The following is a 21,815-nucleotide window of genomic DNA, read 5'->3' as shown; positions in this document are numbered from 1 at the left end:
GATCAATCCACTTGCAGGCTGCGCGCAGCCTCACGGCGCTTCACCCACTCGCGCACCGCCAGCATCAATACAAGCCAAACGCCCGCGACGGCCGCCAGGATCACCGAGGTCCAGATGCCGTCTCCGCTGACCGCCGCCATGAACGACCCGCCGAAAAAGGCGACCAGCGCCGTCTTGGGCAGCACCCCCAGGGCGCACCCCGCCAGATAGGCCGGAAACGACGCCCGCACCGCGCCGAACGCCATGTTCACGACGATGAAGGGCGCCGAGGGCACGTTGCGGATGATGAAGCTGGCCGAAAAGGCGTTGCGACCCACGAATTTGCGGATGCGCTCGACCGTCCCGCCGCCGTAACGCTCCAGCGTGCGCGCGGTGGGCCCGCGCCCCAGCCAATAGGTGACGGCCGCCGAGGCGATCGTGGCGATCCAGCTATAGAGAAATCCGAACCACGGCCCGAAGGCCACGACGCAAGCGGCGATCAATAGGAACTGCGGCACGCCGATGAAGGCCGACAGGGTGAAGACCAGCACCGCCGCCGCCAGCCCCCACGGACCGATGCGATAGCCGGCCAGCCAATGCTCCAGCCGGTCCTCCGCCCCCAACGCCAGTTGCGTCTTGCCCAAGGCGAACAGGGCGATGATTCCCGCCAGCAGCAGCAGGGTCACGGCCAGGGTGCGCCACCGCTTGGCCTCCATATTCAGCAGAAAATCGACGACCCGCCGCATAAATTTCGCCCAAATCGCCTTTTGATCGTCCAGGACGCGCACAAACGTTGTGCGCCCCTGCGGGGTTGCGTATCAAGCCTCAGCCTCCCCGGCCCCATCACTTCCACCAGACGGGATAGACATGTCCAGCCTTCAGTCCGCCTCCCTCGCTCGCGTCAAGCCGTCAGCCACCCTGGCCGTGACCGCCCAGGCGCGCGAACTGAAACGCCAGGGCCGCGACGTCATCGGTCTGGGCGCCGGCGAGCCGGACTTCGATACGCCTGACAACATCAAGGCCGCCGCCATCGAAGCCATCAATCGCGGCGAAACGAAATACACCGAAGCCGACGGCATGCCTGAGCTGAAGGCCGCCATCGTCGCCAAGTTCGCTCGTGAAAACGGCCTGACCTACGAAACCAATCAGATCCACGTCGCCTCGGGCGGCAAGCCGGTGATCTACAACGCCCTGGTCGCCACGCTGAACCCCGGCGACGAAGTGATCGTGCCGGCGCCCTACTGGGTCTCCTATCCCGACATGGTGCTGCTGGCGGGCGGCGAGCCCGTCACCGTGGTCGGTCAGGAAGCCGACGGCTTCAAACTGCGTCCCGAGGTGCTGGACGCCGCCATCACGCCCAGGACCAAGTGGATCATCCTGAACTCGCCGTCGAACCCGACCGGCGCCGCCTATACCCGCGCCGAGCTGGAAGCCCTGGCCGCGGTGCTGCGCAAGCACCCGCAAGTCTGGATCCTGACCGACGACATGTATGAGCACCTCGTCTATGGCGACTTCGACTATGTCACCATGGCCCAGGTCGCGCCGGACCTGTACGACCGCACCCTGACGTGCAACGGGGTGTCCAAGGCCTACGCCATGACCGGCTGGCGCATCGGCTATGCGGGCGGCCCCAAGCCGCTGATCGACCTGATGCGCAAGGTGGCCAGCCAGACGACCTCCAACCCCTCGTCCATCAGCCAGTGGGCGGCGGTCGAGGCCCTGAACGGCCCGCAGAACTTCCTGGCCCCGCGCGCCGCCGCCTTCGAGAAACGCCGCGACCTGGTCGTCTCCATGCTGAATCAGGCGGACGGCATCCGTTGCCCGAAGCCGGAAGGCGCCTTCTACGTCTATCCGTCGATCGAAGGCCTGATCGGCAAGACGGCGCCGTCGGGCGTGGTCATCACCGACGATGAAACCTTCACCGCCGAACTGCTGAACGCCGAGGGCGTGGCCGTGGTCCAGGGCGCGGCCTTCGGCCTCAGCCCCTACTTCCGCATCAGCTACGCCACCTCGGAAGCCGTGCTGGAAGAAGGCTGCACCCGCATCCAGCGCTTCTGCGCCAGCCTGAAATAAGCCTTCAGTGAACCGGCGCCGGCGGAATGTTCAACGTCGGCGCCGTTTTCAGGATGAACCCCGCGCACCAGGCCAGCGCGCGCTCCGAGTTGTCCATCTCTCCGTCGGGAAGGCGTGACAGACGGCAGGCGGCGTCCGGCTCGCCCTCCACCTCAGGCCCGGCGTAGAGCACGATCGGGCCGTCCGGCAGACTGCCCTCGCGATACAGCATGATGATCGGCGGCACGGGGCGCACCACCAATTCGGCGTCGTCCCGCGTCATCGCCTCGCCCAGCAGGGCGCGCGCCTGACCGCCGGGATCGCCCGGCTCCAGACGAAACAGCTCGGCTTTCAGCCCGTCCCCCGGCCTTTGCGGCATGAGGAAGCGCGGCGGCTCCTGCGCGGCCAGTTGCCCGGCGACGAGCAGCGCCGCCAGCATCACATCGCCCGGCTGACGGCGAAGTCGGCCAGGGCTTCCAGCGCCGAGCGCCACGGCCCGGCGGGCAGAACCTGCAAGGCCGTCTTGGCCCGGTCGGCGTACTCCGACGCCGTATCAAGCGTGGCCTCGACCGCGCCGCTGGCGACGATCAACTGCCGCGCGCGGTCGAAATCCTCGGGCTTGCGGTCGCCCTTGGTGATGACGCGGTCCCAGAACAGATCTTCGGTCCCCTTGGTGCGCTGAACGGCCAGCAACAGCGGCAGGGTGGCCTTGCCCTCGTTGAAGTCGTCGCCCGCGTTCTTGCCCAGGGTCTCGGTCGCGCCGCCATAGTCCAGGGCGTCGTCCGCCAGTTGGAAGGCGATGCCCAGCGCCATGCCGTAGTCGCGCAGGGCCGCGACCTGTTCGTCCGTCGCACCCGCCCCGACCGCGCCGGATTCGGCGGCGGCGGCGAACAGCTCGGCCGTCTTGGCGCGGATGATCTGCAGATAGGTGTCCAGGTCCAGGTTCAGATCGTGGGCGCGCGTCAGTTGCAGCACCTCGCCCTCGGCGATCACGGCCGAGGCTCGCGCCAAAATGCCAAGCGCGCGCAGTGAGTCCGTCTCGACCATCAACTCGAACGCGCGCGCGAACAGGAAGTCGCCGACCAGCACCGACGAGGCCGAGCCCCAGATCAGGTGCGCCGCGACCTTGCCCCGGCGCATTTCCGAGCCGTCGACGATGTCGTCGTGCAGCAGGGTGGCGGTGTGGATGAACTCGACCGAAGCGGCCAGCTTCTTCGGGCCTTCGATGGCGCCCGTCTGACCGATCGCGCGCGCGGCGGCCACGGTCAGCAGCGGGCGCAAACGCTTGCCGCCCGCCGACACCAGGTGCTCGGCCAGCAGGGGGATCACCGGCACGTCCGACTGCATCAGCGCGATGATCAGGGCGTCGACCGCCGCCATGTCGTCCTTGGCCAGATGAACCAGGGCGTCCACATCGCCCTTGGGACGGGGAGCGACGGCGAGAGCTGCGTCCACGGAAATCTCTTTCAGCACAGGGGCGAAGGGGGAGATTCGCCCGAAATTCACACGCATCCGCTTGCCCGGACGCGATGCGGCGCACAATGGTGGCGGCGTTATGATGGGTCAAGCCGAGTCATCCCTTACTGCCGCCGCAGATGTGGCCGAATCCGCCTTTCTGGGCGGACGCATCCGCTTGCGCCAACCGACGAGGGGCTATCGCGCGGGCATGGACGCCGCCCTGCTGGCCGCCGCCGTCGAGGCGCGCCCTGGCGAACGACTGATCGAGGCGGGCTGCGGCGCGGGCGCCGTCCTGATGCAGATCGCCGCCCGACGCCCCGGCGTCCTGCTGACCGGACTGGAGCGCGATGCAGCCGCCGCCGCTCTCGCGCGCCAGAATGCCGAACTGAACAACGCCGAAGCGCGCACCGCCATCGTGGACGGCGACGTGGCGCGAGGTTTTCGCACCCTGGGCCTGCCGCCGTTCGACTGGGCGGTCAGCAATCCGCCCTTCTTCGACGACCCCGGCGCCCTGCGCGCGCCCGCCGAGGGCAAGCTCGGCGCCTGGATGGCCGACGACGGCCTGACCGCCTGGGCGGGCTTCCTGCTGAAGGCGGTGCGCGAGGGCGGACGCATCGTCATCATCCACCGCGCCGACCGTCTCGCCGACATCCTGAGCCTGCTGGCGCCCAAGGCGGGCTCCTTCGCCATCCGCCCGATTCACCCCTACGCCGACCAACCCGCCAAGCGCGTGCTGGTCCAGGCCATCAAGACCGGCAAGGCGCCCTTGCGGTTGCTGCCGCCCCTGATCCTGCATGATCGCGACGGCGCCAAGCACAGCCCGCAGGCCGAAGCGATCCTGCGCGGCGAGGCGGGGTTGGGTTTCTAGAACCGGCTTTCTCACCCTTCTCCCCTTGTGGGAGAAGGTGGCATGCGAAGCATGACGGATGAGGGTTGCGCGACCTTAAATCGATGTCTGCATGGGCGCGGCGAAACCCCTCATCCGACCTCGCTCCGCTCGGCCACCTTCTCCCACAAGGGGAGAAGGGCTATTGCACCTCCATGTCCTTGCGATCCCTCTTCGCCACCCAGGTCTATGACGCCTCCCTCGCCTCTTCGCGCGGCTGGGCGGAACTGCATGAGGAACTGCTCGACCTCTGCCTGGTCATGGCCGAGGAGGACGAGGCCGGGATCGAGTGGTGCCGGGCCAACCACTATCCGGGCTACACCTCCTACGGCTCGATCAACGACCTGCCGCAGCGGTTCCCCGAGTTCGCCGAGCTGAAGAAGCTGCTGGACAAGCACGCGGCGAGCTTCGCCGAGAGCCTGCATTTCGACCTGGCCAAGAAGCTGCGGCTCGACAATCTGTGGGTCAATGTCCTGATGCCCGGCGGCGGCCACACCGGCCACATCCACCCGCACGCCGTTCTGTCCGGCACCATCTACATCCACGTGCCCGACGGCGCCTCTTCGCTGAAGATCGAAGACCCGCGCCTGGTCATGATGATGGCCCGCCCCGGCCTGACCGCCGCCGCCGGCGAGGCCGAGCAGCCCTTCGTCTATCTGAAGCCCGCGCCCGGCACGGTGCTGATGTGGGAAAGCTGGCTGCGCCACGAGGTGCCCGCCAATCGCGCCGAAGAACAACGCATCTCAATCAGTTTCAACTACGCCTGACGTCCTCGCCCTTCCCTCGCCGCATTTGCCCCGAACCTTGCGTCAACGGCACAGCTTGGAGGGAATGGATGCGGATTTTCAGCGCGGCGGCGGCGATCGCCATGTTCACGACAGGCGCCCTGCTTCTGGGCGCATGCGGCGAAAAGGCGGATGCGCGAACGGCCCCTGCCCCTGATCCCGCCGTCGCGACCGAAGGCGCGCCCTATGTGCTGACCGGCACCCAAGTCTGGAGCGTGCCCGATCCCGTGTCCGGGCGGAACTATCAGGTCTTCGTCAGCCTGCCCGCCGGTTACGAAGCCAACCCCGGCCGCCGCTACCCCACACTCTATGTCACCGACGCGGACTACGCCTTCCCCATCATCCGCCAGATCGCCCGCCGCGTGAATCTGGAGGGACCGGTCGTGCAGGAGTTTATCCTAGTCGGCCTGTCCTACGCCGACGGCGACAAGGGCGCCGAAAGCCGTCGTCGCGACTATACGCCGACGCCCAACGGCCCGCGCAGCTCAGGCGCCGCCGTGCATGGCGGCGGCGCGGCCTATCAGACCTATCTGAAGACCCAGGCTCTGCCCTTCATCGAGAAGACGTTCCGCGCCGACCCGGCGCACCGCGTCCTGCTGGGACATTCCTACGGCGGCTTGCTGGGCGCCCAGATCCTGTTCAGCGACCCGGCGATGTTCCAGTCCTACGTCCTGGGCAGTCCCTCGCTCTGGTACGACAAGGGCTACATGATGGGGGTCGAGGCCGACTACGCCCGCAACCATCGCGATCTGAACGCCCAGGTCTTCATGTATGTGGGCGGTCACGAGAAGCCCGGCCCGACGCGCCGCAACAGCGAGGCCGACATGGTCGGCGACATGCAGACGCTGCAGCGCAACCTGGAATCGCGCGGCTATCCCGGCCTGAAAGTCAGCTCTGTGGTGCTGGAGGACGAGGACCACCTGACCGTCGCCCCCGTCGGCTTCACGCGCGCTCTAGAGGCCGTGCTTCCCGCCCGCTAAGACCGCCTCCGAAAAGCCGCGCGCCTATCCGAAGATTTGCCCAAAGGCGTCGGGATCGCTACATCCCCCGTCAACTTCCCCATCCGCACTGAATCAAGGGCGCGACGCGACGTATGGCGCAGCAATATATCTTCCAGATGCAGGGTCTGACCAAGACCTTCCCCGGCGGCAAAAAGATCTTCGAAAACATCTGGCTGAGCTTCTACAACGACGCCAAGATCGGCGTTGTCGGGGTCAACGGCTCGGGTAAATCCACCCTGCTGAAGATCATGGCCGGCCTGGACAGCGAGTTCCAGGGCGAGGCCCGCGCCGCCGACGGCGTCAAGCGCGGCTATCTGGAGCAGGAGCCCCACCTCGATCCGGCGCTGAACGTGCGCCAGAACGTCGAGGCCTGGTGCGAAGAGAAGCAGTGGGTCAACCGCTTCAACGAAGTCGCCGCCGAACTGGGCGAGAACTACACCGACGAACTGATGGAGGAGATGACCGCCCTCCAGGAGAAGATCGACGCCGGCGACGTCTGGGACATCGACAGCCGCATCGATCAGGCCATGGGCGCCCTGCGCTGCCCGCCCGACGACTGGGAAGTCACCAACCTGTCCGGTGGTGAAAAGCGCCGCGTGGCGCTGGCCCGCCTGCTGCTGTCGAAACCCGACATGCTGCTGATGGACGAACCGACCAACCACCTGGACGCCGAATCCGTCGCCTGGCTGCAGCACCACCTGGAGAACTTCCCCGGCTGCGTCATCCTGGTGACCCACGACCGCTACTTCCTGGATCAGGTCACGAAGTGGACGCTGGAGCTGGACCGCGGCAAGGGCCACCCGCACGAGGGCAACTACTCCTCGTGGCTGGAAGCCAAGCAGAAGCGCGTCGTGCAGGAACAGTCGGAATCCGAAGCCCGTCAGCGCGCCCTCACCCGCGAACTGGAATGGGTCCGTTCGGGCGCCAAGGCCCGTCAGGCCAAGTCTAAGGCCCGTCTGGCCGCCTATGAGAAGATGGTCGCCGAGCAGGAAAATTCGCGTCAGGCCCAATCCTTCGCCGTCATCCAGATCCCGCCCGGCCCGCGCCTGGGCAACGTCGTGCTGGAAGTCGACGGCCTGAAGAAGTCCTATGGCGACAAGGTTCTGTTCGACAACCTGACCTTCAAGCTGCCGCCCAACGGGATCGTTGGCGTCATCGGCCCGAACGGCGCCGGCAAGTCGACCATGTTCAAGCTGATCACCGGCCAGGAAACGCCCGACGGCGGCACCATCAAGGTCGGCGAAACGGTCAAGCTGGCCTACGTCGATCAGTCGCGCGACGACCTGAAGCCGGACGACACCATCTGGCAGGCCATCTCGGGCGGCACCGACATCATGATGGTCGGCAAGCGCGAGATTAACACCCGCGCCTATGTCGGCTCGTTCAACTTCAAGGGCGGCGACCAGCAGAAGAAGGTCGGCCAACTGTCGGGCGGTGAGCGTAACCGCGTCCACCTGGCCAAGACCCTGGCCACCGGCGGCAACCTGATCCTGCTCGACGAACCGACCAACGACCTGGACATCGAAACCCTGCAGAACCTCGAAGAGGCTCTGGAAGAGTTCGCCGGCTGCGCCGTGGTCATCAGCCACGACCGCTGGTTCCTGGACCGTCTGGCCACCCACATCCTCGCCTTCGAAGGCGACGGCCACGTGGAATGGTTCGAGGGCAACTTCGAAGCCTATGAACAGGACAAGATGCGCCGCCTGGGCGCCGACAGCATCATTCCCAAGCGCATCCAGCACCAGAAGTTCGGTCGCTGATCGAACTGACCAGATGACAAGCGGCCCTCCGAACAATCGGGGGGCCGTTTTTCTATGCCCCCCTATCCCGCTCATCCCGGCGTTCGCCGGGATCCAGTAAGAGCCCAAGACACCAGAGGGTCGAACGTCGCTCCTGTCGCCAAAACACTGGATCCCGACGTCCGCCGGGATGAGCGGTGAATGAGAAGGCTAGCGCTCCAGCGAAAGCGGGATAGTCTGTCTCCATGACCCAGCGTCCCGCCGTCCTGATCATGCAGCGGCATCTGGCCCCGCTGAGCGCCTTCCTGGAAGGCGCCTACGACGTCTATCGCTTCTGGGAAGGCCCGCCGATCGAGGCCGCCCATGATATCCGCGCTCTGATCGTCGCGGGCGAGTTCGAACTGGACAAGAGCCTGATCGAACGCCTGCCCAATCTGTCGCTGATCGCCTGCTTCACGGCGGGTTATGACGGCATCGACGTCGAATGGTGCCGCGCGCGCGGTCTGCCCGTCACCCATGCCCCCGGCGTGAACCACGAAGACGTGGCCGACCACGCCATCGGCCTGATCCTGGCCGCGCGCCGCCAGATCGCCGAGGGCGACCGCACCATCCGCGCGGGCGGATGGAGCCTGTCCACACGCAGCATCACCACCTCCTTGAGCGGTCAGAGACTGGGGATCGTCGGTCTGGGCCATATCGGCGAGGCCGTGGCGAGACGCGCCGACGTCATGCGGATGAACGTCCGCTGGTGGGGCCCGCGCGAGAAGGACGCAAGCTGGCCTCGCACCGACACCTTGATCGACCTCGCCCAAGGTTCCGACATTCTCGTCGTCGCCTGTCGGGCGGATGAGAACAATCGGGGGCTGATTTCGGCCGAAGTGATCGAGGCGCTTGGCCCGTCGGGCCTGCTGGTCAACGTCGCGCGCGGGCAATTGGTCGATGAGGACGCCGTCATCGCCGCGCTGAAGGACGGCCGACTGGGCGGCGCCGCGCTGGACGTCTTCGTCCAAGAGCCGACTGAAGCTGCGCGTTGGGCGGGCGTGCCCAACACCGTCTTGACGCCCCATACCGGCGGCGCCACGACCGAAGCGGTGCAGGGGATGCTGATGCTGCTTCTACAGAATCTCTCGGCCCACTTTGCCGATGAGCCGTTGAAGACGCCTGTCGCAGACTGAAATTCCGCACCTCGGGGCCGTCTCGCCCCCCATTCCAGACAAGCAAAGAACGATCCGTGCCTGCATTACGCGGATAGAAGACGCGTACGACCAGATTTTGCTTGCATAAGCGTATAAGGATATCTTTATACGACACATGACACTGACCGCTGACCAGACTGTAGAAGCCCTGCGCGCCGCCGGCGAACCGACCCGCCTGCGCGTCCTGTCCCTGCTGGCCGCGGAAGAGCTGTCGGTGATGGAGCTGTCGCGTGTTCTGGACCAGAGCCAGCCGCGCGTCTCGCGCCATCTGAAGCTGATGGCGGACGCGGGTCTGATCGAGCGATTCCCCGATGGCGCGCGCGTCTTCTACCGCCTGTCGCACGACGCCCTGTCGCGGCGACTGATCGACACCGTTCTGGACCTGCTGGACGACGGCGAGGGCGAGGCCGACCATCGCCGTCTGGACGAGGTGCGCAAGGAGCGCGCCATCGACGCCGCCCGCTATTTCGAACAGATCGCGCCCCAGTGGGACCAGATGCGCAGCCTCTATGTCTGCGAAAGCGCGGTCGAGGCGGCGGTCGCACGCGCGGCCGGATCCGGCCCGTTCGAGCGCGTGGTCGATCTGGGCACCGGCTCGGGCCGGATGCTGACTCTGTTCGGCAAGCAGGCGAAGATGTCGGTCGGCCTCGACCTGTCGCAGAACATGCTGAACATCGCTCGCGCCAATGTCTCCAAGGCCGGGCTGGACAAGGTCGAGCTGCGCCACGGCGACATCTTCTCGACCCGCCTGCCGCACGAAAGCGCCGATCTGGTGATCGTCCATCAGGTGCTGCACTACCTCGCCGATCCCGCCGCCGCCGTGGCCGAGGCCGCGCGTCTGGTCATGCCGGGCGGCAAGCTGCTGATCGTCGACTTCGCCCCTCACAAGTTCGAACACCTGCGCGAGGCGCACCAGCACCGCCGCCTGGGCTTCGCCGACGCCGAGATCCGCGAATGGCTGACCAAGGCGGGCCTGACGCCCTCGGCGCCCATCGCCCTGCCGCCGGACACGGAAGGCCTGACCGTTCACATCTGGACCGGCGAACGCGCCGCGAACCCTGCCCGAAAGACCGCCTGATGGCCCCCTCCTCTCTCGCCGAAGCCCGGGCTCTGCTGCTGTCGCCGCTGGGCCCGGTGGCCCGCGCCGGTTCGAACCGCAGCGCCGTCAACGTCTCCTTCGAATTCTTCCCGCCCAAGTCTGACGAGGCAGAGGCCAATCTGTGGAAGGCGATTCGGCGGCTGGAGCCGCTGAACCCGGCCTTCGTCTCCGTCACCTATGGCGCGGGCGGCTCGACGCGCGAGCGGACCCACCGCACCGTCCAGCGCATCATCAGCGAGACGACCCTGCGGCCCGCCGCCCACCTGACCTGCGTCGAGGCCAGCCGCGCCGAGGTCGATGAGGTCATCGAAGGCTACAAGACCATCGGCGTCGATCACATCGTCGCCCTGCGCGGCGACCCGCCTGGCGCGGCAGGCATCGGCGGCGCCTATACGCCGCGCGCCGACGGCTACGCCAACGCCACCGAACTGACCGCCGCCCTCAGCCGCATCGGCGGGTTCGAGGTCACGGTCGGCGCCTATCCTGAAAAGCACCCGGAAAGCCCGTCGATCGACCACGACATCGAGGTGTTGAAGGCCAAGGTCGACGCTGGCGCCACGCGCGCCGTGACCCAGTTCTTCTTCGACATCGAGGCCTTCCTGCGCTTCCGCGACCGGGTGCGGGCGGCGGGCGTGACCATCCCCCTGATCCCCGGCGTCATGCCGGTGTCCAACTTCGCGGGTCTGAAGCGGATGACGGCGGCGTGCGGCGCGGCCCTGCCCGACTGGCTGGCGGGGCACTTCGACGGGCTGGACGACGACCCGGAGACGCGCAAGCTGCTGGCCGCCTCCATCGCCGCCGAGACCTGCGCCCGCCTGCAGGAAGAGGGCTTTTCGGACTTCCACTTCTACACCCTGAACCGGGCCGAGCTGGTCTATGCGATCTGTCGGGTTCTGGGCGTGCGTGAAACCAAGGCTGTTGCGTAGATGACTTCCCCCCTGACCCGCGCCGAACGGATCGCCGCCCTGCACGCGGCGGCGAAAGAGCGCATTCTGGTGCTGGACGGCAGCTGGGGCGTGATGATCCAGCGCCGCGATCTGACGGAAGAGGACTTCCGCGGCGAGCGCTTCCGCGACCACAACCGTCCGCAGAAGGGCAACAACGACCTGTTGATCCTGACTCGGCCCGACATCGTGGCCGATCTGCACGATATCTATTACGCCGCTGGAGCCGATATTTCGGAGACGAACACCTTCTCCTCGACCACCATCGCCCAGGCCGACTACGGGCTGGAAGACGCGGTCTATGACCTGAACTATGAAGGCGCCCGCATCGCGCGCGAGGTCGCCGACCGCTGGACGGAAAAGGAGCCGCACAAGCCCCGCTTCGTCGCCGGCGCCATCGGCCCGACCAACCGCACCCTGTCGCTGAGCCCCGACGTCAACGACCCCGGCTATCGCGCCGTCACCTATGACGAGGTCTATGAGGCCTATAAGCAGCAGGCGCGCGCCCTGCACCACGGCGGCGTCGACATCTTCCTGATCGAGACGGTGTTCGACACCCTGAACTGCAAGGCCGCGATCAAGGCGATCAAGGATCTGGAGGACGAAGGGCTGGAGCCCCTGCCCCTGTGGATCTCGGGCACCATCACCGACCGCTCGGGCCGCACCCTCAGTGGCCAGACGGCGGAGGCCTTCTGGAACTCGATCCGCCACGCCAAGCCGTTCGCCGTCGGCTTCAACTGCGCCCTGGGCGCCGAGCTGATGCGGCCGCACATCGCTGAACTGAGCCGCGTCGCCGACACCCTGGTCAGCGCCTATCCCAACGCGGGCCTGCCCAACGCTATGGGCCAGTATGACGAACAGCCGCACGAGACGGCCCACTTCCTCGAGGAATGGGCGCAGTCGGGTCTGGTCAACATCGTCGGCGGCTGCTGCGGCACCACCCCCGACCACATCCGCCACGTCGCTGAGGAAGTCGCGGACGTGACCCCGCGCGCCGTGCCGGAGCGCCCCACAGCCCTGCGTCTGTCGGGCTTGGAACCCTTCGAACTGGTGTCGTGATGCGTCCTGTCTTCATCAACGTCGGCGAGCGGACCAACGTCACGGGTTCGGCCAAGTTCAGGAAGCTGATCGTCGACGGCGACTACACCGCCGCCCTGTCGGTCGCGCGCCAGCAGGTCGAGGCGGGCGCCCAGGTCATCGACGTCAACATGGACGAGGGCCTGCTGGACGGCCCCGTCGCCATGCGGACCTTCCTGAACCTGATCGCGGCCGAGCCCGACATCGCCCGCGTGCCGGTCATGATCGACAGCTCCAAATGGGAGGTGATCGAGGCGGGCCTGAAATGCGTTCAGGGCAAGCCGATCGTCAACTCGATCTCGATGAAGGAGGGCGAGGACGCCTTCCGCCATCACGCCATCCAGTGCCTGCGCTACGGCGCCGCCGTGGTGGTCATGGCCTTTGACGAGGTGGGTCAGGCCGACACCGCCGCGCGCAAGATCGAGATCTGCACCCGCGCCTATAATATCCTGGTGAACGAGGTCGGCTTCCCGCCCGAGGACATCATCTTCGATCCCAACATCTTCGCCGTGGCGACAGGGATCGAGGAGCACGACAACTACGCCGTCGACTTCATCGAGGCGGTCCGGGTCATCAAACAGACCCTGCCCCACGCCCGCGTCTCGGGCGGGGTGTCAAACGTCTCGTTCAGCTTCCGCGGCAATGAGCCGGTGCGCCGGGCGATCCACAGCGTCTTCCTGTACCACGCCATCAACGCCGGTCTGGACATGGGCATCGTCAATGCGGGCGACCTGCCCGTCTATGACGACATCGACGCCGAACTGCGCGAAGCCGTCGAGGACGTGATCCTGAACCGGCCGCAGCGGACGAACGTGTCCAACACCGAGCGGCTGGTGGACATGGCGCCCCGCTACAAGGGTGAGAAGGGCGCGGCCAAGGTCGTGGACCTGAAATGGCGCGACGCCACGGTCGCCAAGCGCATCGAACACGCCCTGGTCCACGGCATCACCGACTACATCGTCGAGGATACGGAGGAAGCCCGTCAGGCGTCCGAGCGCCCGCTGCACGTCATCGAAGGCCCCTTGATGGACGGCATGAACGTGGTCGGCGACCTGTTCGGCTCGGGCCGGATGTTCCTGCCGCAGGTGGTGAAGTCGGCGCGGGTGATGAAGCAGGCTGTGGCCCACCTAGAACCCTTCATGGAGGCCGAAAAGGCCGGTCAGGAGCGTCAGGCCGCAGGCAAGATCCTGATGGCCACGGTCAAGGGCGACGTCCACGACATTGGCAAGAACATCGTCGGCGTCGTGCTTCAGTGCAACAACTACGAGGTCGTCGATCTGGGCGTCATGGTCCCGGCCGATCGCATCCTGGACGCCGCCATCGAGCACAAGGTCGACATCGTCGGCCTGTCGGGCCTGATCACGCCGTCGCTGGACGAAATGACCTTCGTCGCCGCCGAGATGGAGCGGCGCGGCTTCGACATTCCCCTGCTGATCGGGGGCGCCACGACCAGCCGCACCCATACGGCCGTGAAGATCGAACCGGCCTATCGCAAGGGCTCGACCACCTATGTCATCGACGCCAGCCGCGCCGTCGGCGTGGTGTCTGGCCTGCTGTCCCCGACCGACAAGGCCAAGAACGAGGCGGCCACCCGCGACGAATACATCCGCATCCGCGAGCAATACGCCCGCGGTCAGGAAGTGAAGGCCCGCGCCTCGCTGCAACAGGCGCGCGACAACCGCTGGCGACCCGATGAGGCGCAACTCCCGGCCCCTGCGCCCTCCTTCCTCGGCGTGCGCGCCTATGAGGCCTGGGATCTTCAGGATCTGGCCGACCACATCGACTGGACGCCCTTCTTCGCCAGCTGGGAGCTGATCGGGCGTTATCCGCTGATCCTCGAAGACGAAATCGTCGGCGAGGCCGCCCGCGACCTGTTCCGCGACGCACAGGCCATGCTGAAACGCATCGTCGAAGAGAAGTGGTTCACCGCCAAGGGCGTCATCGGCTTCTGGCCCGCCAATGCGCGCGGCGACGACGTGATCGTCTGGACCGACGAAACCCGGGCGACCGAAGCCGCCCGCTTCCACGGCCTGCGCCAGCAGATCAAGAAATCCAACGGCAAGCCGAACCTGTGCCTGTCCGACTTCGTGGCCGAGGACGGCGCCGACTATCTGGGCGCCTTCGCCGTCACCGCCGGGCATGGCGAACTGGAAAAGGCCGCCGAGTTCAAGGCGGCGGGCGACGACTATTCCGCCATCATGGCCACGGCCCTGGCCGACCGTCTGGCCGAAGCCTTCGCTGAGCGCCTGCACAAGGAGGTGCGCACCCAGCTGTGGGGCTACGTCCCCGACGAACAGACCTCGGTGCAGGATCTGATCGAAGAGAAGTATCAGGGCATCCGCCCCGCCCCCGGCTATCCGGCCCAGCCCGACCACACAGAGAAGGCCACCCTGTTCCGTCTGCTGGACGCAGGCGCCAACGCCGGGATGGAGTTGACGGAATCCTTCGCCATGTCGCCCCCCGCCTCGGTCAGCGGCCTCTACTTCGGCCATCCGGGCAGCCACTATTTCGGCGTCGGCAAGATCGACCGCGATCAGGTCGAGGACTACGCCGCCCGAAAGGGCTGGGACGTGGAGACGGCCGAGCGCTGGCTGGCGCCGATCCTGAACTACGACCCCGACGCTGTCGCGCGGAACGACGCGGCCTAGGCGGCAGGCCTTTAACCGTGCGCCTGCTGTTCGGCGCAGCCTGCGACGAGGAAGTCCAGCAGCATGCGCACGGACGGCAGAAGGCCGCGTCGCGACGGGAAGACGGCGTGGACGATCCACTTCTTCGGCCGCCAGTCCGGCAGCAGATCGACCAGTTTCCCGGCGTCCAGATCGCGGGCGACGGCCACCGTCGGCAACAGGGCGACTCCCAGTCCGTGGACGGCGCCTTCGTGCAGCATATGCAGGTCGTCGGTCACAAGGCGCGGCGTGTGGCGCACAGAGGCCGTCATGCCTTCCGTGTGGTGCAGCGCCCAGACGTGGTCACGGTGCGCCGGGCCGAAGTCGAGGCTGGGCCAGTTCGCCAGATCGGCCGGGCCGGTCGGCCGTCCCATGCGGGCGATCAGGTCCGGACTGGCGACCAGACGATGCACGCTCTCGTCCAGCTTGCGCATGACCAGATCGGTTTGTTCCAGCGGCGGCTCGCGGACGCGGATCGCCAGGTCGAAGCCCTCGCCGATGACATCCACCCGGCGACTGGTGCTGTGCAACTGCACGTCCAGATCGGGATACAGGGCCATGAAGCGGACGATCAGACTGCTCATCTGATAGGTCAGCAGGCCCGGCGCGCAGGCGACGCGGATCGTGCCGCACGGCTCGGACCGGGCGCCGTCGATCAAGGCCTGCGCCGCCTCGGCCTCGATCAGCATGGCGAGACAGTGTTGATAATAGGCCAGCCCGATCTCTGTGACCGAGAATTTGCGTGATGAGCGCTGGATCAGCCGCGTGCCCAACTGGTCTTCCAGCGCGGCGATGCGGCGGCTGAGCTTGGACTTCTGCATGCCCAGCGCCCGCGCCGCCGGGGCGAAGCCGTGGTGATCCACCACCTGCACGAAATAATAGAGGTCGTTGAGGTCTCTCATCGTTCTATTGATAGAACGCAGCGAGGCGATTTCGCAATCTGCCCGCCTCATCGTTTCGCAGGCATAAGGTCTTCAACGCGATCGGCCTCTTCTTCTGACGGCCGGTCCATCGAATGGAGACAAGACCATGAAGAAGGTTCTGGGCCGTTACGGCAACGACCGCGGCCATTGGGTCGGCGACGGTTTCCCCGTCCGTTCGCTGTTTTCCTACAACGCCGCAGGCAAACAGGTCAGCCCCTTCCTGCTGCTCGACTACGCCGGTCCGTACAACTTCGAGCCGACGACCGAGCGGCGCGGCGTGGGGCAGCATCCGCACCGCGGCTTCGAGACCGTGACCATCGTCTATGACGGCGAGGTCGAGCATCGCGACTCGACCGGCCAGGGCGGGATCATCGGCCCCGGCGACGTCCAGTGGATGACGGCGGGCGGCGGCATCCTGCACGAGGAGTTCCACTCCCCGGCCTTCTCGCGCACCGGCGGCCCGTTCCGCATGGTTCAGCTGTGGGTCAACCTGCCCGCCAAGGACAAGATGACCCGTCCCGGCTACCAGTCGATCCTGAACGCCGACATTCCGACCGTTTCCCTGCCGGACGACGCAGGCACGGCCCGGATCATCGCCGGCGCGATGGACGACTCGAAAGGCCCGGCCACGACCTTCACCCCCATCAATGTGTGGGACGTGCGGTTGAACCGGGACGCCGAGACGACGCTGGATCTGCCCGAAGGCCACACGGCCATGGTGGTGGTTCTGTCGGGTCACGTCACCGTCAACGGCGACCAGCCGGCCGGCGCCGCCGAGGCCCTGCTGCTGGACCGCAAGGGCGACAGCGTCACTCTGAGCGCCGATGCGGACACGACCCTGCTGATCCTGACCGGAGAGCCGATCGACGAGCCCATCGTCGGCTACGGCCCCTTCGTGATGAACAGCGAGGACGAGATCCGCACCGCCGTCACGGACTTCAACAGCGGCCGCTTCGGCGACATCCCCGCCGCCTGAACGCCCTCACGAAAACGTAAGGCCCGGTCTTCGGACCGGGCCGCAACCCCCGCCTTGACCGGACATTCGTCCGAGCGCGGCCCCCTGCCTGAAAGGAAAGACGCCCATGTCCGCTTCCGCCCTGCCCGCAAACTTCAACGGCCAGCGTCCGGTCATCGACCCGAACGACGCCGTCATGCTGCTGATCGATCACCAGAGCGGCCTATTCCAGACCGTGGCCGACATGCCGATGACCACCCTGCGCCGCCACGCCGCCGCCCTGGCTTCGATGGCGACCCTGGCCAAGCTGCCGGTCATCACCACCGCCTCGGTGCCCCAGGGCCCGAACGGCCCGCTGATCCCGGAAATCCACGCCAACGCCCCCCCACGCCCAGTATGTGGCGCGCAAGGGCGAGATCAACGCCTGGGACAACCCCGACTTCGTCGCCGCCGTGAAGGCCACGGGCCGCAAGACCCTGATCATCGCCGGCACCATCACCAGCGTCTGCATGGCCTTCCCCGCCATCAGCGCCGCCTATGAAGGCTACAAGGTCTTCGTCGTGGTCGACGCTTCGGGCACCTATTCGAAGATGGCCCAGGAGATCACCCTGGCCCGCGTGGTCCAGGCTGGCGTCATCCCCATGGACATGGCCGCTGTCGCCTCGGAACTTCAGAAGACCTGGCATCGCGACGACGCCCAGCAGTGGGCCGAGATCTACACCCAGATCTTCCCGCCGTACCAACTGCTGATCGAAAGCTACGGCAAGGCTCAGCAGGTCGCGACGGACCACGAAACCCTCGACTCGCAACGCGACTGACGAAGACGCGCCGGTTCCGCCTCGCCCCTCATCGATGAAGCGAAACCGGCGTCATGCGCGCGCCTCGCCAAGGCGCAACTTCCCCCCGGAAAGGAGCCATTCAATGGCCAGCGAACCGATCCGCGATCCGAAATCGGATCATCTTCTGACCCCCGAGAACTCGGCCTTCGTCATCATCGACTATCAGCCGGTTCAGGTGAACTCGATCGCCTCGATGGACCGCCAGCTGCTGGTGAACAACATCGTCGGCACGGCCAAGGCGGCCGTCGCCTATGGCCTGCCGATCGTCCACTCGACCGTCAACGTCGAGACGGGGCTGAACCGGCCGCCGATCCCGCAGCTGCGCAAGGTGCTGAAAGACTATCCGACCTATGACCGCACCACGATCAACTCCTGGGAAGACGTGGAATTCCGCAAGGCGGTCGAGGCGACCGGCCGCAAGAAACTGATCATGACGGCCCTGTGGACCGAAGCCTGCCTGACCTTCCCGGCTCTGGACGCCCTGCGTGACGGCTATGAAGTGTATGTCGTGGCCGACGCCGTCGGCGGCACCTCGGTCACGGCGCACGAAATGGGCCTGCGCCGCATCGAACAGGCGGGCGGAAAGCTGATTTCCGCGCCTCAGCTGTTCTGTGAACTGCAGCGTGACTGGAAACGGTCGGAAACCGTCCCCGCCTTCATGAACCTGTTCATCGAAACCGGCGGCACGGCCGGAATCCAGTTCTCCTACGACAGGGAAGACTGACCCTTGAGGGCGATCCGCGTCATAGTGCGGGGATCGCCCCTTTCGTCGTCGCAGCGTTCATCTTTCAGGAGCCCCAATCATGATCGAACTCATCATCGACCAGCGCCGCAAGGATCTCGGCGGCTTTGAGGTCGGCCGCGTCCTGCCCTTCGCCAAGCGTCGCGCGGTCGGTCCCTTCGTCTTCTTCGACCACATGGGCCCGGTGGACATGCCCGCCGGCATCCCCAAGACGGTCGACGTGCGCCCGCACCCGCACATCGGCATCTCGACCCTGACCTATTTGTTCGACGGCGAGATCACCCACCGCGACAGCCTGGGCGTCCAGCAGGACATCCGCCCGGCCGAGGTCAACTGGATGACCGCAGGCAGCGGCGTCACCCACTCCGAGCGGTTCGAGCGCGCCCGCATGGAGGGGCTGCGGCTAGAGGGCATTCAGGCCTGGCTGGCCCTGCCTGACGGTCAGGAAGAGGTCGACCCGTCCTTCCAGCACGTCGGCTCCAGCGACCTGCCGACCTGGATCGAAAGCGGCGTGAAGGGCCGTCTGGTGGCGGGCGAGACCATGGGCATGAAGGCCGGGGTCAGCACCTTCTCGCCCCTGCACTACATGCACCTAGAGATGGAGCCGGGAGCCCGGTTCCAGACGCCGACGGATCACGCCGAAAGCGCCGTCTATGTGGTCCAGGGCATGGTCGAGATCGACGACGGCCGCCCTGTCGGCCCCGGTCAGATGGCCGTGCTTGAAAAGGGCCTGCCCTCGATCATCGTGGCGCAGCAGCCGACCACCCTGATGGTGCTGGGCGGCGAGCCGGTGGGCGAGCGCTTCATCGAATGGAACTTCGTGTCGTCTTCGAAGGAGCGGATCGAGCAGGCCAAGGCCGACTGGCGCGCCGGTCGCATGAAACTGCCCGACATGGACGATCAGGAGTTCATCCCCCTGCCCCCCGATCGGACGCCGCCCCCGCCCATGTCCTGACCGGGACTGGGCGCTAGGGACAAGGCCGACGCAGGATCCCCTGCGTCGGCTTTTTCCTATGTAACGGCCGGCGCAGCAGGCGGCTCGTCGGCGTCCGTATCCTCTTCTCCGCGCGACACCACGGCGGCAACGACCAGGTCGCCGGTGACGTTCAGCGAGGTCCGGCACATGTCCAGGAAGCGGTCGACGCCCAGGATCAGACCGATCCCTTCCGGCGGCACCCCCACCATGGCCAGGATCATGGCGATGACCGGCAAGGAGCCGGCGGGCACGCCCGCCGTGCCGACCCCGCCCAGGATACAGACCAGCATGACGATCACCTGCTGGCCCAACGTCAGGTCGACGCCGAAGAACTGGGCCAGGAACAGCACCGTCACCCCCTCGAACAGGGCCGTGCCGTTCTGGTTGGCGGTGGCCCCAACCGTCAGGACGAAACGGGCGATCTTGCGCGGCAGACCCAGTTCCTGTTCGGCCACGCGCAGCGACACCGGCAGGCTGGCGTTGGACGAGGCGGTGGAGAAGGACACCACCATGGCCTCGCGTATGTCGCGGAAGAACTTCAGCGGCGACATGCCCCCCATCAGCCAGATCACCAGCGGGTAGACCACGAACATATGGATCGCCATGGCCCCCACGGCCACGGCCACGAAGGCGCCCAGACGGATCAGCAGCTCCCAGCCGAACAGGGCCGCCAGGTTGAACATCAGGCAGGCGATGGCGATGGGCGCGATGCGGATGACGAGGTTGATGAGCTTCATCATCACCTCGAACAGACCCTCGATGGTCTGCTGAAGCCGGTCGGTGGCGGGGCTCTTGGTCATGACCAGGCCGACGCCGAAGAACAGGGCGAAGACCATCACCGGCAAAATCTGGTTCTCGGCCGCCGCCGTGAAGACGTTGGACGGGATCAGCTCCAGAAAGAAGTCGCCCGCCTGCACCGACTTGGGCGCATTGCCGACAATCGAGGCCGCGCCCGCGCGCCCCTGATCCAGCAGTTGTTGCGCCAGGGCCGGATCAACCCCGTCGCCGGGCCGGAAGACGTTGACCATGACCATGCCGATCAGCACGGCCACGGCGGAAATGAAGACGGTGAAGCCCAGGCTCTTGGAGCCCGCCCGGCCCAGAGCCTTCAGGTCGCCCATCTCGGCCACCCCGATGACCAGGGCCGAGAACAGCAGCGGCAGCACCAGCATGAACAGCAGACGCAGGAAGATCTGCCCGGCCGGTCCTGTGATATTGGAGGTCAGCCACTGCACCCAACCGACGTCCCCTCCGACGGTCAGATTGACGATGAGTCCGCCCGTGAGACCGACCAGAAACCCGATCAGCATCAACATATGGAGCGGCAGTCCGCGCTTGGCTTTGATCTCCATCCGATCCCTTCCCCTTATTCCCTCATCCCCTTGGACTAACGGACAGGAAGGCCATAGATCAACCCACTGGGCCGTGACGACCATTGAGCATTCAATCCGCGCTCCAGATCCAGAGACGACTGCGAGCCCAGGTTCCGATTGAATATCTCGCCGTAATTTCCGCCAGCAGAAACAGCGTCTTTCGCCCATGTTCTCGACAAATCGAGGCTCGGGCCGAAGTCACCTTCGTCGCCGAGCAGACGACGGACTCTAGGGTCCGCGGAATTCTTACCCATGTCTGCGGCATTTGCACGCGTCACGCCCAATTCCTCGGCCAAAATCAGAGCGTTGAGCGTCCAGCGAATAACCGCCGTCCAGCGGTCGTCGCCGCTACGCACCACGGGCCCCAGCGGCTCCTTGGAGATAACGTCCGGCAGAATGACGTGCTGCTGCGGGTTCGGCAGGGTCGTGCGCGCCGCCGCCAGGGCTGAGATGTCGGCGGTGAAGGCGTCGCATTCCTCGCGCGCATAGGCTTGGCGCGCCTCGCCTTCGGTGGCGACCACGACGGGGCGATACTCGATGCCCCTGCGGCGGAAATAGTCCTCGACATTCAGCTCAGTGGTCGAGCCGGACTGAACGCAGATGCGAGCGCCGTTCAGTTCGGCCGCGCTGCTCAGATTGAGCGCGCGGCGCACCATGAAGCCCTGGCCGTCGTAGTAGTTGATCCCGGCGAAACTGAGCTGCGCGCCCGTATCCCGGCTCATGGTCCAGGAGGTGTTGCGCCACAGCACGTCCACGCGCCCGTCGCGCAGGGCCTCGAACCGCTGTTCCGTCGTCAACGGCACGAAGCGCACGGCGTCAGGATCGCCGAAGATGGCGGCCGCCGTAGCGCGGCAGAAGTCGACGTCAAAGCCCCGCCAGGCGCCGCGATTGTCGGTATAGGCGAAACCGACCAGCCCCTCGTGCACGCCGCAATTCAGCCGACCGCGCTGGCGCACCGCCGCCAGGGTCGGGCTGGACTTCGCCTCGGTCGCGGCGGTCGGCGCCTGGCGTGAAGGTTCGCGCGGCTCCGGCGCCTGCGGTTCAGCCGATCTCTGACAGGCGCCTGTCGCCAGGGTCAGCATCGCCGCCACGCCTGCTGTCGCTCGCCATCTCCGCATCCGATCC

General features: G+C 66.5%; 20 protein-coding genes. 14 read left to right on the top strand and 6 right to left on the bottom strand.

What is annotated here, in order from left to right:
- Nucleotides 1-2 precede the first annotated feature (2 nt).
- Entirely contained in the window at nt 3-725 is a 723-nt protein-coding gene (locus ACU5AP_RS07530; protein ID WP_040345220.1) for a TVP38/TMEM64 family protein, read from the bottom strand.
- A gap of 121 nt (nt 726-846) precedes the next feature.
- On the opposite strand from ACU5AP_RS07530, the gene ACU5AP_RS07525 reads away from it, so the two are divergent.
- Entirely contained in the window at nt 847-2,052 is a 1,206-nt protein-coding gene (locus tag ACU5AP_RS07525) for a pyridoxal phosphate-dependent aminotransferase (protein WP_128719949.1), read from the top strand.
- A 4-nt stretch (nt 2,053-2,056) separates the two neighbouring features.
- On the opposite strand, the gene ACU5AP_RS07520 is transcribed toward ACU5AP_RS07525, so the two are convergent.
- Both ACU5AP_RS07520 and ACU5AP_RS07515 read right to left on the bottom strand, forming a co-directional pair.
- Nucleotides 2,057-2,470 carry a hypothetical protein gene (locus ACU5AP_RS07520; protein ID WP_128719948.1) on the bottom strand — a complete coding sequence of 138 codons (414 nt, stop codon included), beginning with the start codon at nt 2,468-2,470 and terminating at the stop codon, nt 2,057-2,059.
- Nucleotides 2,470-3,444: a polyprenyl synthetase family protein gene (locus ACU5AP_RS07515; protein WP_446681025.1), complete on the bottom strand. Its 975-nt coding sequence runs from the start codon at nt 3,442-3,444 to the stop codon at nt 2,470-2,472. Before ACU5AP_RS07515 ends, ACU5AP_RS07520 begins: the two co-directional genes overlap by 1 nt.
- 142 nt (nt 3,445-3,586) lie before the next feature.
- On the opposite strand from ACU5AP_RS07515, the gene ACU5AP_RS07510 reads away from it, so the two are divergent.
- The 9 genes from ACU5AP_RS07510 (at nt 3,587) to metH (ending at nt 14,864) form a co-directional block, all read left to right on the top strand.
- Entirely contained in the window at nt 3,587-4,357 is a 771-nt protein-coding gene (locus tag ACU5AP_RS07510; RefSeq protein WP_128719947.1) for a tRNA1(Val) (adenine(37)-N6)-methyltransferase, read from the top strand.
- 173 nt (nt 4,358-4,530) lie between these two features.
- On the top strand, nt 4,531-5,142 hold the full coding sequence (locus tag ACU5AP_RS07505) for a TIGR02466 family protein (RefSeq protein ID WP_112999285.1): 612 nt from the start codon (nt 4,531-4,533) through the stop codon (nt 5,140-5,142).
- A gap of 68 nt (nt 5,143-5,210) precedes the next feature.
- On the top strand, nt 5,211-6,140 hold the full coding sequence (locus ACU5AP_RS07500) for an alpha/beta hydrolase (protein ID WP_446681011.1): 930 nt from the start codon (nt 5,211-5,213) through the stop codon (nt 6,138-6,140).
- A 113-nt stretch (nt 6,141-6,253) separates the two neighbouring features.
- Nucleotides 6,254-7,921, top strand: coding sequence for an energy-dependent translational throttle protein EttA (gene ettA / locus ACU5AP_RS07495; protein ID WP_076223197.1), 1,668 nt, complete (start codon nt 6,254-6,256; stop codon nt 7,919-7,921).
- A gap of 224 nt (nt 7,922-8,145) precedes the next feature.
- The gene (locus tag ACU5AP_RS07490) at nt 8,146-9,075 is read left to right on the top strand and encodes a 2-hydroxyacid dehydrogenase (RefSeq protein WP_128719945.1); all 930 of its coding nucleotides are present in this window, start codon (nt 8,146-8,148) and stop codon (nt 9,073-9,075) included.
- 136 nt (nt 9,076-9,211) lie between these two features.
- Nucleotides 9,212-10,174 (top strand): ArsR/SmtB family transcription factor, encoded by a 963-nt coding sequence (locus ACU5AP_RS07485; protein WP_076223200.1) that lies wholly within the window; start codon nt 9,212-9,214, stop codon nt 10,172-10,174.
- Complete coding sequence (metF, locus tag ACU5AP_RS07480) at nt 10,174-11,121, top strand: methylenetetrahydrofolate reductase [NAD(P)H] (protein WP_046653532.1); 948 nt, start codon at nt 10,174-10,176, stop codon at nt 11,119-11,121. The genes ACU5AP_RS07485 and metF overlap by 1 nt, the downstream gene beginning before the upstream one ends.
- Entirely contained in the window at nt 11,122-12,198 is a 1,077-nt protein-coding gene (locus ACU5AP_RS07475) for a homocysteine S-methyltransferase family protein (protein WP_446681010.1), read from the top strand.
- Nucleotides 12,198-14,864, top strand: coding sequence for a methionine synthase (gene metH / locus ACU5AP_RS07470; protein ID WP_446681009.1), 2,667 nt, complete (start codon nt 12,198-12,200; stop codon nt 14,862-14,864). Before ACU5AP_RS07475 ends, metH begins: the two co-directional genes overlap by 1 nt.
- Nucleotides 14,865-14,875: 11 nt before the next feature.
- Here metH and ACU5AP_RS07465 read toward each other — a convergent pair whose 3' ends face one another.
- Complete coding sequence (locus ACU5AP_RS07465; protein ID WP_446681008.1) at nt 14,876-15,784, bottom strand: LysR substrate-binding domain-containing protein; 909 nt, start codon at nt 15,782-15,784, stop codon at nt 14,876-14,878.
- Between the two features lie 127 nt (nt 15,785-15,911).
- Here ACU5AP_RS07465 and ACU5AP_RS07460 point away from each other — a divergent pair, with 127 nt between their 5' ends.
- From ACU5AP_RS07460 to ACU5AP_RS07445, 4 genes are all read left to right on the top strand, one after another.
- Complete coding sequence (locus ACU5AP_RS07460) at nt 15,912-16,781, top strand: pirin family protein (RefSeq protein WP_003164672.1); 870 nt, start codon at nt 15,912-15,914, stop codon at nt 16,779-16,781.
- Nucleotides 16,782-17,158: 377 nt separating this feature from the next.
- Nucleotides 17,159-17,578, top strand: a complete 420-nt coding sequence (locus ACU5AP_RS07455; RefSeq protein ID WP_446681007.1) for an isochorismatase family protein — start codon at nt 17,159-17,161, stop codon at nt 17,576-17,578.
- A gap of 103 nt (nt 17,579-17,681) precedes the next feature.
- Nucleotides 17,682-18,323: a hydrolase gene (locus tag ACU5AP_RS07450; RefSeq protein WP_003164670.1), complete on the top strand. Its 642-nt coding sequence runs from the start codon at nt 17,682-17,684 to the stop codon at nt 18,321-18,323.
- A gap of 79 nt (nt 18,324-18,402) precedes the next feature.
- Complete coding sequence (locus tag ACU5AP_RS07445; protein WP_003164669.1) at nt 18,403-19,296, top strand: pirin family protein; 894 nt, start codon at nt 18,403-18,405, stop codon at nt 19,294-19,296.
- 56 nt (nt 19,297-19,352) lie between these two features.
- On the opposite strand, the gene ACU5AP_RS07440 is transcribed toward ACU5AP_RS07445, so the two are convergent.
- Nucleotides 19,353-20,669 (bottom strand): dicarboxylate/amino acid:cation symporter, encoded by a 1,317-nt coding sequence (locus ACU5AP_RS07440; protein WP_128719941.1) that lies wholly within the window; start codon nt 20,667-20,669, stop codon nt 19,353-19,355.
- A gap of 35 nt (nt 20,670-20,704) precedes the next feature.
- Nucleotides 20,705-21,808 (bottom strand): amino acid ABC transporter substrate-binding protein, encoded by a 1,104-nt coding sequence (locus ACU5AP_RS07435; protein ID WP_046653541.1) that lies wholly within the window; start codon nt 21,806-21,808, stop codon nt 20,705-20,707.
- Nucleotides 21,809-21,815 lie beyond the last annotated feature (7 nt).

The organism is Brevundimonas sp. RM1 (genome assembly GCF_052907225.1).
Note: the sequence above shows the minus strand (reverse complement) of the source record. Positions and strands in the feature narration are given on the sequence as shown.

What these genes read in the sequence shown, in the direction of transcription:
- ACU5AP_RS07475 (WP_446681010.1), top strand. Translation starts at nt 11,122, where the DNA reads ATGACTTCCCCCCTGACCCGCGCCGAACGGATCGCCGCCCTGCACGCG.
- ACU5AP_RS07450 (WP_003164670.1), top strand. Translation starts at nt 17,682, where the DNA reads ATGGCCAGCGAACCGATCCGCGATCCGAAATCGGATCATCTTCTGACC.
- ACU5AP_RS07435 (WP_046653541.1), bottom strand. Translation starts at nt 21,808, where the DNA reads ATGCGGAGATGGCGAGCGACAGCAGGCGTGGCGGCGATGCTGACCCTG.
- ACU5AP_RS07510 (WP_128719947.1), top strand. Translation starts at nt 3,587, where the DNA reads ATGATGGGTCAAGCCGAGTCATCCCTTACTGCCGCCGCAGATGTGGCC.
- ettA (WP_076223197.1), top strand. Translation starts at nt 6,254, where the DNA reads ATGGCGCAGCAATATATCTTCCAGATGCAGGGTCTGACCAAGACCTTC.
- ACU5AP_RS07490 (WP_128719945.1), top strand. Translation starts at nt 8,146, where the DNA reads ATGACCCAGCGTCCCGCCGTCCTGATCATGCAGCGGCATCTGGCCCCG.
- ACU5AP_RS07485 (WP_076223200.1), top strand. Translation starts at nt 9,212, where the DNA reads ATGACACTGACCGCTGACCAGACTGTAGAAGCCCTGCGCGCCGCCGGC.
- ACU5AP_RS07440 (WP_128719941.1), bottom strand. Translation starts at nt 20,669, where the DNA reads ATGGAGATCAAAGCCAAGCGCGGACTGCCGCTCCATATGTTGATGCTG.
- metH (WP_446681009.1), top strand. Translation starts at nt 12,198, where the DNA reads ATGCGTCCTGTCTTCATCAACGTCGGCGAGCGGACCAACGTCACGGGT.
- ACU5AP_RS07530 (WP_040345220.1), bottom strand. Translation starts at nt 725, where the DNA reads ATGCGGCGGGTCGTCGATTTTCTGCTGAATATGGAGGCCAAGCGGTGG.
- ACU5AP_RS07505 (WP_112999285.1), top strand. Translation starts at nt 4,531, where the DNA reads ATGTCCTTGCGATCCCTCTTCGCCACCCAGGTCTATGACGCCTCCCTC.
- ACU5AP_RS07460 (WP_003164672.1), top strand. Translation starts at nt 15,912, where the DNA reads ATGAAGAAGGTTCTGGGCCGTTACGGCAACGACCGCGGCCATTGGGTC.
- ACU5AP_RS07500 (WP_446681011.1), top strand. Translation starts at nt 5,211, where the DNA reads ATGCGGATTTTCAGCGCGGCGGCGGCGATCGCCATGTTCACGACAGGC.
- ACU5AP_RS07445 (WP_003164669.1), top strand. Translation starts at nt 18,403, where the DNA reads ATGATCGAACTCATCATCGACCAGCGCCGCAAGGATCTCGGCGGCTTT.
- ACU5AP_RS07520 (WP_128719948.1), bottom strand. Translation starts at nt 2,470, where the DNA reads ATGCTGGCGGCGCTGCTCGTCGCCGGGCAACTGGCCGCGCAGGAGCCG.
- metF (WP_046653532.1), top strand. Translation starts at nt 10,174, where the DNA reads ATGGCCCCCTCCTCTCTCGCCGAAGCCCGGGCTCTGCTGCTGTCGCCG.
- ACU5AP_RS07465 (WP_446681008.1), bottom strand. Translation starts at nt 15,784, where the DNA reads ATGAGAGACCTCAACGACCTCTATTATTTCGTGCAGGTGGTGGATCAC.
- ACU5AP_RS07525 (WP_128719949.1), top strand. Translation starts at nt 847, where the DNA reads ATGTCCAGCCTTCAGTCCGCCTCCCTCGCTCGCGTCAAGCCGTCAGCC.